The sequence below is a fragment of the Brevibacterium sp. p3-SID960 genome (assembly GCF_025144725.1).
Taxonomy (GTDB): domain Bacteria; phylum Actinomycetota; class Actinomycetes; order Actinomycetales; family Brevibacteriaceae; genus Brevibacterium.
Genome location: NZ_JALXKS010000005.1, coordinates 92,368 through 102,382 on the forward strand (window position 1 = coordinate 92,368; position 10,015 = coordinate 102,382).

20 protein-coding genes are annotated in these 10,015 nt (G+C 63.5%); all 20 read right to left on the reverse strand.

All coding sequences use genetic code 11. From position 1 onward, the window contains the following. Nucleotides 1-127: 127 nt before the first annotated feature. Nucleotides 128-391: a hypothetical protein gene (locus M3B11_RS02755; RefSeq protein ID WP_259875261.1), complete on the reverse strand. Its 264-nt coding sequence runs from the start codon at nt 389-391 to the stop codon at nt 128-130. Continuing rightward, nucleotides 384-704, reverse strand: a complete 321-nt coding sequence (locus tag M3B11_RS02760; protein WP_259875262.1) for a hypothetical protein — start codon at nt 702-704, stop codon at nt 384-386. The genes M3B11_RS02755 and M3B11_RS02760 overlap by 8 nt, the downstream gene beginning before the upstream one ends. Next, nucleotides 697-1,296: a hypothetical protein gene (locus tag M3B11_RS02765; RefSeq protein ID WP_259875263.1), complete on the reverse strand. Its 600-nt coding sequence runs from the start codon at nt 1,294-1,296 to the stop codon at nt 697-699. Before M3B11_RS02765 ends, M3B11_RS02760 begins: the two co-directional genes overlap by 8 nt. Next, nucleotides 1,289-1,759 carry a hypothetical protein gene (locus tag M3B11_RS02770; RefSeq protein WP_259875264.1) on the reverse strand — a complete coding sequence of 157 codons (471 nt, stop codon included), beginning with the start codon at nt 1,757-1,759 and terminating at the stop codon, nt 1,289-1,291. Before M3B11_RS02770 ends, M3B11_RS02765 begins: the two co-directional genes overlap by 8 nt. 230 nt (nt 1,760-1,989) lie before the next feature. Continuing rightward, nucleotides 1,990-2,400 (reverse strand): hypothetical protein, encoded by a 411-nt coding sequence (locus tag M3B11_RS02775; protein ID WP_259875265.1) that lies wholly within the window; start codon nt 2,398-2,400, stop codon nt 1,990-1,992. Further along, nucleotides 2,397-3,263, reverse strand: coding sequence for a hypothetical protein (locus M3B11_RS02780; RefSeq protein ID WP_259875266.1), 867 nt, complete (start codon nt 3,261-3,263; stop codon nt 2,397-2,399). Before M3B11_RS02780 ends, M3B11_RS02775 begins: the two co-directional genes overlap by 4 nt. Nucleotides 3,264-3,327: 64 nt before the next feature. Then, nucleotides 3,328-3,606, reverse strand: a complete 279-nt coding sequence (locus M3B11_RS02785) for a hypothetical protein (RefSeq protein WP_259875267.1) — start codon at nt 3,604-3,606, stop codon at nt 3,328-3,330. Next, the gene (locus M3B11_RS02790) at nt 3,599-3,940 is read right to left on the reverse strand and encodes a hypothetical protein (protein WP_259875268.1); all 342 of its coding nucleotides are present in this window, start codon (nt 3,938-3,940) and stop codon (nt 3,599-3,601) included. The genes M3B11_RS02785 and M3B11_RS02790 overlap by 8 nt, the downstream gene beginning before the upstream one ends. After that, nucleotides 3,933-4,160, reverse strand: a complete 228-nt coding sequence (locus M3B11_RS02795; protein ID WP_259875269.1) for a hypothetical protein — start codon at nt 4,158-4,160, stop codon at nt 3,933-3,935. The genes M3B11_RS02790 and M3B11_RS02795 overlap by 8 nt, the downstream gene beginning before the upstream one ends. Before the next feature lie 10 nt (nt 4,161-4,170). Beyond that, complete coding sequence (locus M3B11_RS02800; protein WP_259875270.1) at nt 4,171-4,548, reverse strand: hypothetical protein; 378 nt, start codon at nt 4,546-4,548, stop codon at nt 4,171-4,173. Continuing rightward, nucleotides 4,545-6,137, reverse strand: a complete 1,593-nt coding sequence (locus M3B11_RS02805; protein ID WP_259875271.1) for a DNA cytosine methyltransferase — start codon at nt 6,135-6,137, stop codon at nt 4,545-4,547. Before M3B11_RS02805 ends, M3B11_RS02800 begins: the two co-directional genes overlap by 4 nt. Nucleotides 6,138-6,248: 111 nt before the next feature. Further along, nucleotides 6,249-6,470 carry a hypothetical protein gene (locus M3B11_RS02810; protein ID WP_259875272.1) on the reverse strand — a complete coding sequence of 74 codons (222 nt, stop codon included), beginning with the start codon at nt 6,468-6,470 and terminating at the stop codon, nt 6,249-6,251. Next, on the reverse strand, nt 6,467-6,661 hold the full coding sequence (locus tag M3B11_RS02815; RefSeq protein ID WP_259875273.1) for a hypothetical protein: 195 nt from the start codon (nt 6,659-6,661) through the stop codon (nt 6,467-6,469). Before M3B11_RS02815 ends, M3B11_RS02810 begins: the two co-directional genes overlap by 4 nt. Further along, nucleotides 6,661-6,825, reverse strand: coding sequence for a hypothetical protein (locus M3B11_RS02820; protein ID WP_259875274.1), 165 nt, complete (start codon nt 6,823-6,825; stop codon nt 6,661-6,663). The genes M3B11_RS02815 and M3B11_RS02820 overlap by 1 nt, the downstream gene beginning before the upstream one ends. After that, the gene (locus M3B11_RS13365) at nt 6,822-7,166 is read right to left on the reverse strand and encodes a WhiB family transcriptional regulator (RefSeq protein WP_396121519.1); all 345 of its coding nucleotides are present in this window, start codon (nt 7,164-7,166) and stop codon (nt 6,822-6,824) included. The genes M3B11_RS02820 and M3B11_RS13365 overlap by 4 nt, the downstream gene beginning before the upstream one ends. Beyond that, the gene (locus M3B11_RS02825; protein WP_259875275.1) at nt 7,150-7,650 is read right to left on the reverse strand and encodes a single-stranded DNA-binding protein; all 501 of its coding nucleotides are present in this window, start codon (nt 7,648-7,650) and stop codon (nt 7,150-7,152) included. Before M3B11_RS02825 ends, M3B11_RS13365 begins: the two co-directional genes overlap by 17 nt. A gap of 1 nt (nt 7,651) precedes the next feature. Next, nucleotides 7,652-8,527 (reverse strand): recombinase RecT, encoded by an 876-nt coding sequence (locus M3B11_RS02830; RefSeq protein WP_259875276.1) that lies wholly within the window; start codon nt 8,525-8,527, stop codon nt 7,652-7,654. After that, a complete protein-coding gene (locus M3B11_RS02835) occupies nt 8,524-9,462 on the reverse strand; it encodes a YqaJ viral recombinase family protein (RefSeq protein WP_259875277.1) in 939 nt (312 codons plus the stop codon). The genes M3B11_RS02830 and M3B11_RS02835 overlap by 4 nt, the downstream gene beginning before the upstream one ends. Further along, complete coding sequence (locus M3B11_RS02840; RefSeq protein WP_259875278.1) at nt 9,459-9,644, reverse strand: hypothetical protein; 186 nt, start codon at nt 9,642-9,644, stop codon at nt 9,459-9,461. Before M3B11_RS02840 ends, M3B11_RS02835 begins: the two co-directional genes overlap by 4 nt. After that, a complete protein-coding gene (locus tag M3B11_RS02845; RefSeq protein WP_259875279.1) occupies nt 9,644-9,823 on the reverse strand; it encodes a hypothetical protein in 180 nt (59 codons plus the stop codon). The genes M3B11_RS02840 and M3B11_RS02845 overlap by 1 nt, the downstream gene beginning before the upstream one ends. Between the last annotated feature and the right edge of the window lie 192 nt (nt 9,824-10,015).

Consider the following 10,015-nt stretch of genomic DNA (forward strand, 5'->3'; position numbering starts at 1 on the left):
TTCGCTCCATTCGTGCCGCCGCTCGGGCGCGCCGCAATATGTGTCATCCGTCCCGTCTACTCGGTGAGTACACTCATCGTCGTCAGGGTGTCCTGCCACCGGCAGGAACGCATGATCCGCAATTCGGTCACTCATAATCCCTCACCTCCCACGGGCTCACAGCCCGCCGAACGATGCGCGGGTTGCGGTAGATGCCCTGGGTGGCGTCGCAGAAGTTGCGCCAGCGCTGGCGTGCGTCATCAAACGACACCATCTCCCCATACACGAGCGGCACCCAGCAGTCCTCGCCGTCGCTGCCGTCGTTCCGCTCGACATAGACCCCCCACTCCCAGGGCGACTCGTCCCATTCCTCCAGGCCGAGCCTGATCTGTACTTCCTCTGACTCACTCATCGTCACTCCTAGACTGCGCATCGACAGAGGCGAGCATTTCAAGGGCGAAATCGTGAACGTGCTGCGGGTTGAGTCCCATGCGCGCCGCAGCCTCATCCGCAATGCAGATACCCGCCGCTCGCACTCCGGGCTTCATCGTGAACGCGACCATGTACAAGTCAACGGCAACCGAAAGAGCTGCCTGCTCCGGCACATGTGGTTCCGTGGTCGCACGCTCGTCCGCTGGGACGAGAACCTGCGCCGCAGCGGCCCGGACGCGTCGCATATCCTCCCGGACCAGACGCTGTTCTTGTTGATGCTGGCTTTCACTCATCGTCTTGTCCTTTCAGTTCCTTGTCATCCGGGTGGATAGGCCCGATGACCGTCCTCCACGGGCGGGTGAGGAGGTCGTAGTGCTCTTGTGTGAAGTTGCGCTGCCCGATGAGGTCACGCATAACCAACGCCCCGGCTGCGGCCCAGGCTGCGTCCCCGGCTGCGTACCTGGCTGCGCCCCTGGCTGCGGCCCTGGCCGCGTCCCTGGCTGACCAGAGAGACTCTGCCTCCCGGCGATCCAGCCGCCCCGCATGATCGATCAGTGCCGCCACACGCTCACCCTGCGGGCCGAACGCGAGATGCGCGTCCACCTCCCGGATGACGGTCAGTGAGAAGAAACCCCGCTTGCGCCCCTCTTTGGCGACGGGGGTTCCGGTCACCTCGAATAACCGGCACGGCCACGACCCGCCGATCAACGTCTCCGTCGGGGCAGTGGAGGCGTGCAGAACAGTGCCGGTGCAACAGCGCGGGTCGTCTGCTTCATGGATCGTGACTGGCTGGCCGCTGGTGAGTGCGGCAGCGTAGTCGATGGTGCCGCTGTAGAAGTCCGTCCCGTCTGGCCTGGTTGCCTTCCAGAATGTCTGGTCACTCATCGTCTTGTCCTTTCAGGTGGACTGCGATCTGCTCCAGGATGCCGCCCGCGTGCCACTCCCCGCCCTCATCGCAAACCCATTCCATGACCTTGTCGGCCAGCTCCTTCGGGATCAGCACGGCCTCGGTGAAATCCTCGACAGCGCCCGGGCGTGGCTTGGTCACGAGTGCGCCGTCCTTGTTGTACGCCTCCCACTGGCCGAACACTCCTAGCCGGACGAATCGCCTAATGCCGTTCACATTCGCCCAACCGAGAGTGTTCGGCCTCGTCGGCAGGGGCGGTGCCGGGCGTTCGATCAGCTCGACCGTCCAGTCACCGTCCTCGAACGCCCTAAGCCTGGACAATCTGATCTTCTTCGTGCTCGGAACGCCGGAGGTCACCTCCCGCACCCAGACTTCATACCCCGGCTTGTAGGGCTCGCCTTTGATCATGCGCACAATGTCGCCTGGCTTGAACTCAGTCATCGCGTTTCCTTTCCTGCCCGCAGTTTTGCGCGGCGCATCTCTTTGAGCTTTCGCCGGCTGTCCAGCCAGTGTGCTGTGAGGACGTATGCGTAGGCGGGTAGTGCCATGAGCTTGTCAATGAGCCACATGATCGTTCCTTTCGTTTGTTTCGAGTGTTTCGTGGGTGTCGGGACAAGTCCCAAACATGGGTTTCTGTGAGGTCGTTGGTACGGTGCGCTGGTGTGTGAGGTTCATGCCGCGCCGAGCTGCTTCTGAGCCATCCAGTCGGTGAGTGGCTGACCCGATTCCTGGTAGGTGCGGTAGTCGTTGGGTGTGAGGCGTCCGTCTGCGATGAGCTGAGTGAGGCGGCGACGAGCCTCTAGCTCGGCCGCGGTGGTGGCACAGTCAGTTGAGTTCGGGGTGATCGTGCCGATCGTGCTGATCCTCTGTTTGCGGATGGTTTTGACGTGGTGGAGGATCCGGTCGATGGTCAGCCATTCGCCGGGGCTGGTGTGGAAGTGGGTGACGACGGCTTGCTTGGCATCAGGGAGGCTGATGTCTTTGAGGACGTCGTTCCAGGCTTCGACAGTCGCGTCAGTGATGGTGCGGCCGTCGAGCTCGCCGATGTAGGCGAGCAGGGCGGCGGTCTCGGTGAGGTTCATTGCGCGATTTCTCCTCGGGCTTGTTCACGTTCTTGGAATCGTGCGACGACGGCTGCGTTGTTGTTCCAGCGTTGTTGTGCGCGGCTGGGTTGGTGGTTGTTGTGCCTGGGAGGGAGAGGCTCGTCTTCCCACCCGTTGGCGTTGAGCCATGAGGCTGCGAGCGGCGTGTATTGGTCGATGCGGTTGGGGTCGTCTCGGAGTTGTTCGGCTCCGGCGATGATCGCTGGCAGTGTGGCTCTCTTTTTCGCGTTGGTGAATGCTTTGAGTGCGTCGCGTTTTTTCTGGCGTCTGGGGTAGGTGTTCCAGAAGTCTTCGAAGTCGGCGGGGTAGTCGGTGGTTGGTTCAGTGGTGGTGTGGTCTCGTTCAATCGGCGCGTCAGCGGCGTTGAACAAGGTAGTTACTTCCCCTGTTCCTTGTTCCCCTGTTCCCCTGTTCCCCTGTTCCGTACTTGAGTTTTCCTTGTTTCGGCTAGGAACTTCCTTGCCGAGGCTAGGAAGTCCATGTATTGCCTGGTCAGGGGTCGATTCCGGGTCGTCATGGGCTGGGAATCGGCGTTTTGCGCGACGTTGGGTGACTTGGTGGTCATCCCATGTTGGGATCTGGAAATATGGGCGTCCTCGGTGGGTGTAGAACATGACCCCGTAGTTGTCTGCAACTTCCTTGCAGAGGCTAGGAAGTTCCTTGCTGGTCCATTCGTCGTCGTTTGGGAAGGCGTTGGCCGACATCTCTTTGAGGTTCGCTGACCCGACTCCCCAGTCGTCTGCCATGCACCACATGGCGATGTAGAGCAGGCGTGCCCAGGGGCTGCTGTCGGCGGTTGATGGGCTGTCGAAGAACTCGGGTTTGATTGATCTGATTCTCATCTGCGGTACCTCCGTTCGCGTTCACGGCATCGACACCACTCACTTGTGTGCGTGTACACGGTCATCACTGGGCTGCCTCGATCTCCTCGGCGCGGGCTTCTAGGTAGTCGGCGTACCAGCCGTCGATGACCTTCTCGTCGTTGCCCCAGTCGTCTGAGCACATCCCCGATCCCTGCTCGTAGATGGCACAGGGCGCCTTCCTGATGCTCTCTGCTGCGTCGCGGAGCGCCTGCGCTTGGGCTTGTCGGATCGCGTCGGCCATGCCTGGGGCAGCTTCCTCGTTGACCGCTTTGATGGCGTCCATCCACCCGTCCCGGTACGCCCGGTTAGTGAAGTCAGTCATCTCTGCTCCTAAACTCCGCGTGGGGTGACGCGTACTCGAAGTGCCCGCAGAGTGGCCAGAGGGCGTGGCAGAGCGAGCAGATGGGGCCGTCCCCGTCGAGCGTGAAGACGGGCTCCACGTGATAGGCGGCGTAGCGCTCCATCAGGTTCAGCACCCAATCGGCGACAGCAAACATCTCGTCGTCGGTCACGGTGCACGGGATGTTGTCGCGGACGGTCATGGCGAACTTGCGGGTGGCCTGCAGCTTGCCGGGAAGCCACGATGCAGGGTCTTCTGCGGCTCCGGACAGGATCCCGATGTCCTTGAACTCGTGCTCTTGGCGTACCTCACTCATCGGTGATCTCCTCAGCCGTGACGCGGAAGCAGCGGCGGCGTACCTTGACTGAGCCGCCCACGTCTACGGCGTAGCCATGATCGTTTCGCATGAACTGGTCCACGCACAGCACGCCGTCTTGGAGGGTGATGTTCTCGACGGAGATTTCGTCTGGGTCGAGTCCGATCGCTCGGGTGAGCGTCATCGCAGCTTCCTGGACAAGGTCGGAGGTCTTGGTCATGGTGGTCTCCTTAGAACGGGATGGTTTGCGGGATGAAGGTCAGGGTGATGCGGTGCCATCCCTGCTGGTCGGTCTTCGAGCCGCGCCGGTATGTGACCGCGGGGACATGCTCGCTGTCGTCATCCACCCACACGCTGGCATCGGTGAGACCGTCGAGGATCGGTTTCACCGCATCGGATGCGTTCGCAGGATCCGCACGTCCACCTCGCGGGTAGCAGATCTCGGCGACGACAATGCAGGGTGTCGCCACTGTCAGGCGGGCTTGCCTGGCGAGCATGGCGGCGCGGTGCCGGAGTGCCTTTGTCCTGCGGGCTTTGTCGGCCCAATGCCGGCGGTCATTCGCTGACAGCCACTCGTTGGCGGGCACATCGATCACAAGCTGTTTCATGCCGCCTCCAATGTCTCGGCGACGGCGGCGACGAGGTCTCGGGCGGCAGGCGGGGTGACGGCGTTGCCGGACATGCGCACCTGATCACGTTTTGTGCCGAGGATCTGGTAGTCGGCGGGGAACGCCATCGCCTGCTTGATCTCGTCGGGTGTGAGCATCCGGAACATGCAGTCTTCGATCTGCGGTACTCCCCCGGAGATGAGGGACTGGTGTCCGGCCGTTGTGACGGTGCGCATCGGCTCTGAGGCTGGTGTGCTCATGTAGCCGAGGTCGCCGCGGCCGTTGTTGTTGCGCATGATGAGCGCGTGGTGGTTCCCGGACGCGGTCACCGTGGAGAGCGGGTCGTCTGCGGGCCTGGCATCGGATGAGCCGCCACGCAGCTCAGCGAGGAACGGCGGGAACACCGCACCCTTCGATGCTGTCGCATGGACGGTACGGACCGGCTCGGCGTCCGGCCAGATGCGGTAGTAGTCACCGCCGCGACGCGGGTCGGCCGAGTCGTAGGTGTTGCCGGCTGCTTCAAGGTGCATCGCCATGACGACACCAGTCTCGTTGCGGGCAGTCTGCGTCCGATACGGCAGTGCAGCCGGCACTGCCACCTTACCCTCCCTGCCCTCCACTGGGACGAGCAGTGATGCGTGGGTGCCTCCTGCGACCATCGTCGGCGCGACCTCCGACACCGACGTAGAGCGCGACGCGCACGCCCCGGAGACGTGGTTAACGAGCAGCGGGTCGAGCTCAGCGCCAGACCAGTACCGGTCTATGCCGGCCTGGATCCGCTTCATCGTCTTCTCCGCCAGCGGGCGGGCACGGTCACCGATCCTGGTGCCGAGGTTTGACCAGTCGATGATCGACGCCGCCGGTATCCACGCCGGTTCCACAGCGCGTCCCCGGCACGACGTGTGCGGGCAGCGGAAGTAGTACTGCTGCCTGTACCGTCCGGCGCGGCGTTCGTTCTTCCACGTCTTGATCGCCTCGACCCTGCCGTGCTCCGGGCACATCGCCGGTGGCCGCTGGATCGCCTGCAGGTCCGGCTGCCGGTTTCCTTTGCGCCAGAAAACGGCGTAGAAGCGGTCACGGGACTGCGGTGCTGGAGCGCCGTGCGCCCATGCGTGCATCGAGTTGATGAACACGACCTCGTGCGCGTAGCCGAGGGAGTCCATCGCTTCGAGCCACGCCCGATACGGTGCCCAGCGGGCGACATCGACGACGTTCTCGACGATCACAGCCTGATACTTGTGCACCTCGGTGAAGCGTGGCACGTCCCACATCGTCGCCCTCGATCGTTCGACAGCCTCGTCTGGGATCGGATTGAACAGATCCGGCTGCCGCACGGTGCGGGCACCGCGAGCAATGGAATGCGTAGTGCACTCCGGGGACGCCCACAGAATGTCGGTGCTCGGGTAGAAGCGCGGGTCGATCTGCGACAGATCAGCGCACACGTGTCCGGTGTCCGGGTGGTTCGCCTCGTGCGTGTCGACGGCGAGCTGCCAGTGGTTCGAGGCGACTCGAACCGACACGCCTGGCACTTGGACGGCACCGGTGGATGAGCCACCGGCCCCGCAAAATAGGTCAGTCAACGTCAGCATGGCTTTCCTCTTCTTCTGGTTGTGGGTAGTGGGTCATGAGCCTGTCAGCGAGGTCGGCCCGGCCCGCCGCGTCGAGTACCGCGCAGCACGCCAGCCACAGGCCTCGGGCGGTCATGCCGCGTCCTCCCTCTTGGCCCGGCGTTCTTCATCGATGAGTGCTTGCAAACGTGCTGACCCTTCCGGGTCCGGGCGGTAGCGTTCCTTAGCGGCAGCGATCCGAGCTTCACGCTCCACCCGCTGCGTGTACTCGGCCGCAGCTGCCGCTAGGAGCGGTGTCGGCAGTCGGCGCAGTTCGGCCTCGGACATGATCGGCATCGACGACAGACCCATCACGGCACCTCCCTCAACGCCGCGGCCAGCTCCCTGGCGCGCCAGTCAGCCTCAGCAATCGCCTCCTTAAACGACAAGCGAAAAACGCGCTCACTGGCTCCACCTTCGATCTGCCAAATCCGATCACTGCTGTAGACGTAGCGGTCATCCCAACTCGAAACCACAAAGAACACAGATTTGACCTTGATGCGCATCACTCCACCTCCACGAGGCCGAGCATGGCGAGCACCTCGGACGGGTCACCATCGATATGGTCGATCACGACCCGACGCGCAGCCTCTACCTCACCCGGTGCCGTCTCACGCTCTAGCTGGATCAGCTCGATGTTGTTCGGCGACAGGCGTCCAACGCGTTTCATGCCGCCACCTCCGGACGCCACGCCCGCTTCGACTCACGCCGATACACGGCCTGACACGGCTCGCACCGTTTCCGGCCCACAGCCTCACCGGCCAGCGACTGCCCGCAGTCGGCACAAGCCCGCGTGGTACGCCACAACGCGGTACGCTCCTCCGGTGTCAACCCGCCGAAGACGCCGAAGCGCAGCGATGGACGCTCCACTGACATTGCCTCAGCCAGGCACTGCTCACGGATCGGGCACTGCTCACACACACGGATCGCGGCCTGCTCGTAGCCTGGGGTGAAGAACAGCTCCACGTCACGGCTCACACACGCTGGCGTTTCGTCAAAACGGCGGCTCATCGTCGGCACCTCCCCACCCCGGCTGAGACGACGCCCACGGATCCTGCTGCGGCGCCTGCTGCTGGCCTGGACCCTGACCCCAACTGCCGCCCTGTGGCTGGCCTGAACCGCCGCCGGAGAACTCCTTCTTCGCCACGTTGGCCGTGGCGTAGCGCAGGGACGGGCCAACCTCGTCAACGTCGAGCTCAAAGACCGTCCGCTTCTGCCCCTCCTTAGTCTCGAAGCTGCGGGACTTCAGCCGGCCCTGCACGATCGTGCGGGTGCCACGCTGCAGGGTCTCGGTGACGTTCTCAGCGAGATCCCGCCACGCGTTGCAGCGCAGGAACAGAGTCTCGCCGTCCTGCCAGTCATTCGTGTTCCGGTTGAACGTCCGCGGTGTTGAAGCGACGGTGAAGTTCGCGACCGCGGCCCCGTTCTGCGTGTACCGCAGCTCCGGGTCTGCGGTGAGGTTTCCGACTACTGTGATGATGGTGTCGCCGGCCATGTCAGACCACCTCGGCATCGAGGATCTCGCCGTTCTCATCGACGGTCACCTCGTCGTAGAGCAGTTCTTCACCCTCAGCGAGGCCAGACTGATTCTGCGTGGCAGGCTCCGGTCCCCTCACCTCAGAGTCAGTTGGTGCTGGTGCGGGCGCAGGCGAGGCCGGTCGAGGTTCCTCAGCGGCCACGTCGCGGGCGGCGCGCAGCTGTTCGCGCACATACTCGGCAGACGTTGGCACCCACTTGGCGAGATCATGCGCCGCTGTCTTCATCCACATCGCGACCGTGTCGTTCTGCCACGGCGAGTACTTGCTGTCCGCGCCCTGCGATGCAGACTTGGCGCGCCGGATCCGGTCCTCGTTGACGATAACGACCTTGGACGTGGCACCGTCCTTCATCACGGCGTAGGCGTAGGCGAGCTTCAAGCTGCCGCGATCGTTGAACCAGTCAATCTCATGGATCGGCTTATCGTGGCGTCCCGGCACGTACTCGAACCTGTCGTTTTCGTGAACGGTCTCAACGATGACCGATGAGACTGCGCCGGCCCGGTACATCAGCTCAACCTCGCCTTGGTATCCGGTAATGCCGAGGATCTCGTTGCGGCCCTTGTTCTTCCGGGGCGTCAGGTAGTACTCTGCCGTGCCTGGGTTGAGGCCCTTCTGCGCGGCCTCGGAGAGCGCGTTGATGAGCGTCTCCGGGGCACTGACAGCCGCCTGCACCAGCTGGTCGTTGCGACGGATCGCGGCGAGTGCTGATGACAGCCAGCCCACGCCCTTGTCCTGCAGGTGGCTCGGCAGGGTGGCGACTAGCTCGCCCTTGTATGCCTTGATCGTGTTCTGGACGAAGTGCACCATCTCGGTGTTGTTCTGCTTGGCGTTCATGCTGCTGTGTCCTCCTCGAGAATCAGCTCGGCGCGCTTCAGGCCGGGCTGGATGATGATGTATGGGTTGCCGTCGCCTTTCGCCTGGCGGCGGGCGACCTTCACGCCGTTGAACTCGGCGTCTTTCGCTGTGCCCATCAGCTCGGTGAGCTGGGATTTCAGGGCGTTCATTTCCTTGTCGTTGCGTTCCTTGTCGATGACGGCGCACTGCACCTGCATCGCCAGGGATTGCGGCACTTCGACCGTTTCGATTTCGATGTCCGGGTGCAGGTAGCGGACAGCCCGGTAGGTGTCCATGTGCCCGTCGAGCGGGTCGATGCTCGGCTTCTCCCCGGCGCGCACCTGGCGCATGAATTCGGTAGCTTCCGTGACCATCTCCGCGAAGTAGTCGGCGTTGAACGCGACCTCGTACTCGCGGAACGTCAGCGATGACAGCAGCACAGCGACATGGCAGGTGGTCAGGCCGGTCACTCCGAGCTGCCAGATAACCTGGTCGTAGTAGTACGGCGGGATCTCGTCGGTGCCCTCCGCACCCCACTCCCATGCGTTGTTCGCTGTTTTCGCTTCGAGAAGACGGGGTTCTTCACCGGTGCCGTACCGGATGATCCGGTCAGGTGTCGCCGCGGCGAAGTCGATGTTCGGGTGGCGGTACATGCCAGTCCGGTACAGCTTCACGTCTGGGTGCTGGTCTTGCCACCATGCGCAGATTGCCGGCTCTAGCAGGTTCCCGCGGCTCATCTCTTCGGTCTGCGGTTTCGGTGGGACTGTCCCGGCCATCGTGTGCCACAGCGAGAACCGCGACTCGTAGGGGCTGTGTCCCATCACGGCGGCGATCTTGGAGGCGGTCATGTACTTCCGCCATTCGTCGCTACCGGGTGGGATGTAGCCCAGGCGCACGCCGGTGATGCCGCGTGGCTGTCTGGTTTTCGTGGTCATGGTTGTGTCCTGTCGTGGTCGAGGGCGAGGGCGAGTGTCCCGGCGGCGGTGATCGTGAGGCCGGCGAGGGTGAGGCCGTTCGCGGTGAGTGTGAGCGTGTAGCTGTAGGCGTTGAGTCCGGCGCCGGCCGCGATAGCGGGTAGCCACAGCCAGCAGGCGCGCCGCGCCTGGTACCGGGTCATCACGTCTCCCTATCCGGGTGTTCTTCGTCGATCTGGTTGAGGTGTGAGCGCAGCTGGTCGATGAGGTCTTCGACCTCGACCGGCCACAGCTCAGCGGTCACATGCCCGATGTGGACGTAGGTCATCTCGCCGACGTGGGTCACGTCCACGTCTTGCGTGGCGATGGTCTGGGTGGTCATGCGACGGCTCCTTTCACGAGGTTGCGGGTGATCCACGCATCCACCTCCGCCTGCGGGGTACCCAGGCAGCGGGGTGCGTGAGCAGGACGGCCCGGTGCATCCACCCACCTGGGGATGAGATCTGCTGGCTTCCCCCGTTCCTTGTACCTGCGCGATTTCACGGTCTCTGCGGCCATCCCGATCTGACGGCCC

Bases quoted from the DNA above. Each gene is read 5' to 3' on its own strand.
- M3B11_RS02755 (WP_259875261.1), bottom strand. From the start codon at position 391: ATGAGTGAGTCAGAGGAAGTACAGATCAGGCTCGGCCTGGAGGAATGG.
- M3B11_RS02760 (WP_259875262.1), bottom strand. From the start codon at position 704: ATGAGTGAAAGCCAGCATCAACAAGAACAGCGTCTGGTCCGGGAGGAT.
- M3B11_RS02765 (WP_259875263.1), bottom strand. From the start codon at position 1,296: ATGAGTGACCAGACATTCTGGAAGGCAACCAGGCCAGACGGGACGGAC.
- M3B11_RS02770 (WP_259875264.1), bottom strand. From the start codon at position 1,759: ATGACTGAGTTCAAGCCAGGCGACATTGTGCGCATGATCAAAGGCGAG.
- M3B11_RS02775 (WP_259875265.1), bottom strand. From the start codon at position 2,400: ATGAACCTCACCGAGACCGCCGCCCTGCTCGCCTACATCGGCGAGCTC.
- M3B11_RS02780 (WP_259875266.1), bottom strand. From the start codon at position 3,263: ATGAGAATCAGATCAATCAAACCCGAGTTCTTCGACAGCCCATCAACC.
- M3B11_RS02785 (WP_259875267.1), bottom strand. From the start codon at position 3,606: ATGACTGACTTCACTAACCGGGCGTACCGGGACGGGTGGATGGACGCC.
- M3B11_RS02790 (WP_259875268.1), bottom strand. From the start codon at position 3,940: ATGAGTGAGGTACGCCAAGAGCACGAGTTCAAGGACATCGGGATCCTG.
- M3B11_RS02795 (WP_259875269.1), bottom strand. From the start codon at position 4,160: ATGACCAAGACCTCCGACCTTGTCCAGGAAGCTGCGATGACGCTCACC.
- M3B11_RS02800 (WP_259875270.1), bottom strand. From the start codon at position 4,548: ATGAAACAGCTTGTGATCGATGTGCCCGCCAACGAGTGGCTGTCAGCG.
- M3B11_RS02805 (WP_259875271.1), bottom strand. From the start codon at position 6,137: ATGCTGACGTTGACTGACCTATTTTGCGGGGCCGGTGGCTCATCCACC.
- M3B11_RS02815 (WP_259875273.1), bottom strand. From the start codon at position 6,661: ATGCGCATCAAGGTCAAATCTGTGTTCTTTGTGGTTTCGAGTTGGGAT.
- M3B11_RS02820 (WP_259875274.1), bottom strand. From the start codon at position 6,825: ATGAAACGCGTTGGACGCCTGTCGCCGAACAACATCGAGCTGATCCAG.
- M3B11_RS13365 (WP_396121519.1), bottom strand. From the start codon at position 7,166: ATGAGCCGCCGTTTTGACGAAACGCCAGCGTGTGTGAGCCGTGACGTG.
- M3B11_RS02825 (WP_259875275.1), bottom strand. From the start codon at position 7,650: ATGGCCGGCGACACCATCATCACAGTAGTCGGAAACCTCACCGCAGAC.
- M3B11_RS02830 (WP_259875276.1), bottom strand. From the start codon at position 8,527: ATGAACGCCAAGCAGAACAACACCGAGATGGTGCACTTCGTCCAGAAC.
- M3B11_RS02835 (WP_259875277.1), bottom strand. From the start codon at position 9,462: ATGACCACGAAAACCAGACAGCCACGCGGCATCACCGGCGTGCGCCTG.
- M3B11_RS02840 (WP_259875278.1), bottom strand. From the start codon at position 9,644: ATGACCCGGTACCAGGCGCGGCGCGCCTGCTGGCTGTGGCTACCCGCT.
- M3B11_RS02845 (WP_259875279.1), bottom strand. From the start codon at position 9,823: ATGACCACCCAGACCATCGCCACGCAAGACGTGGACGTGACCCACGTC.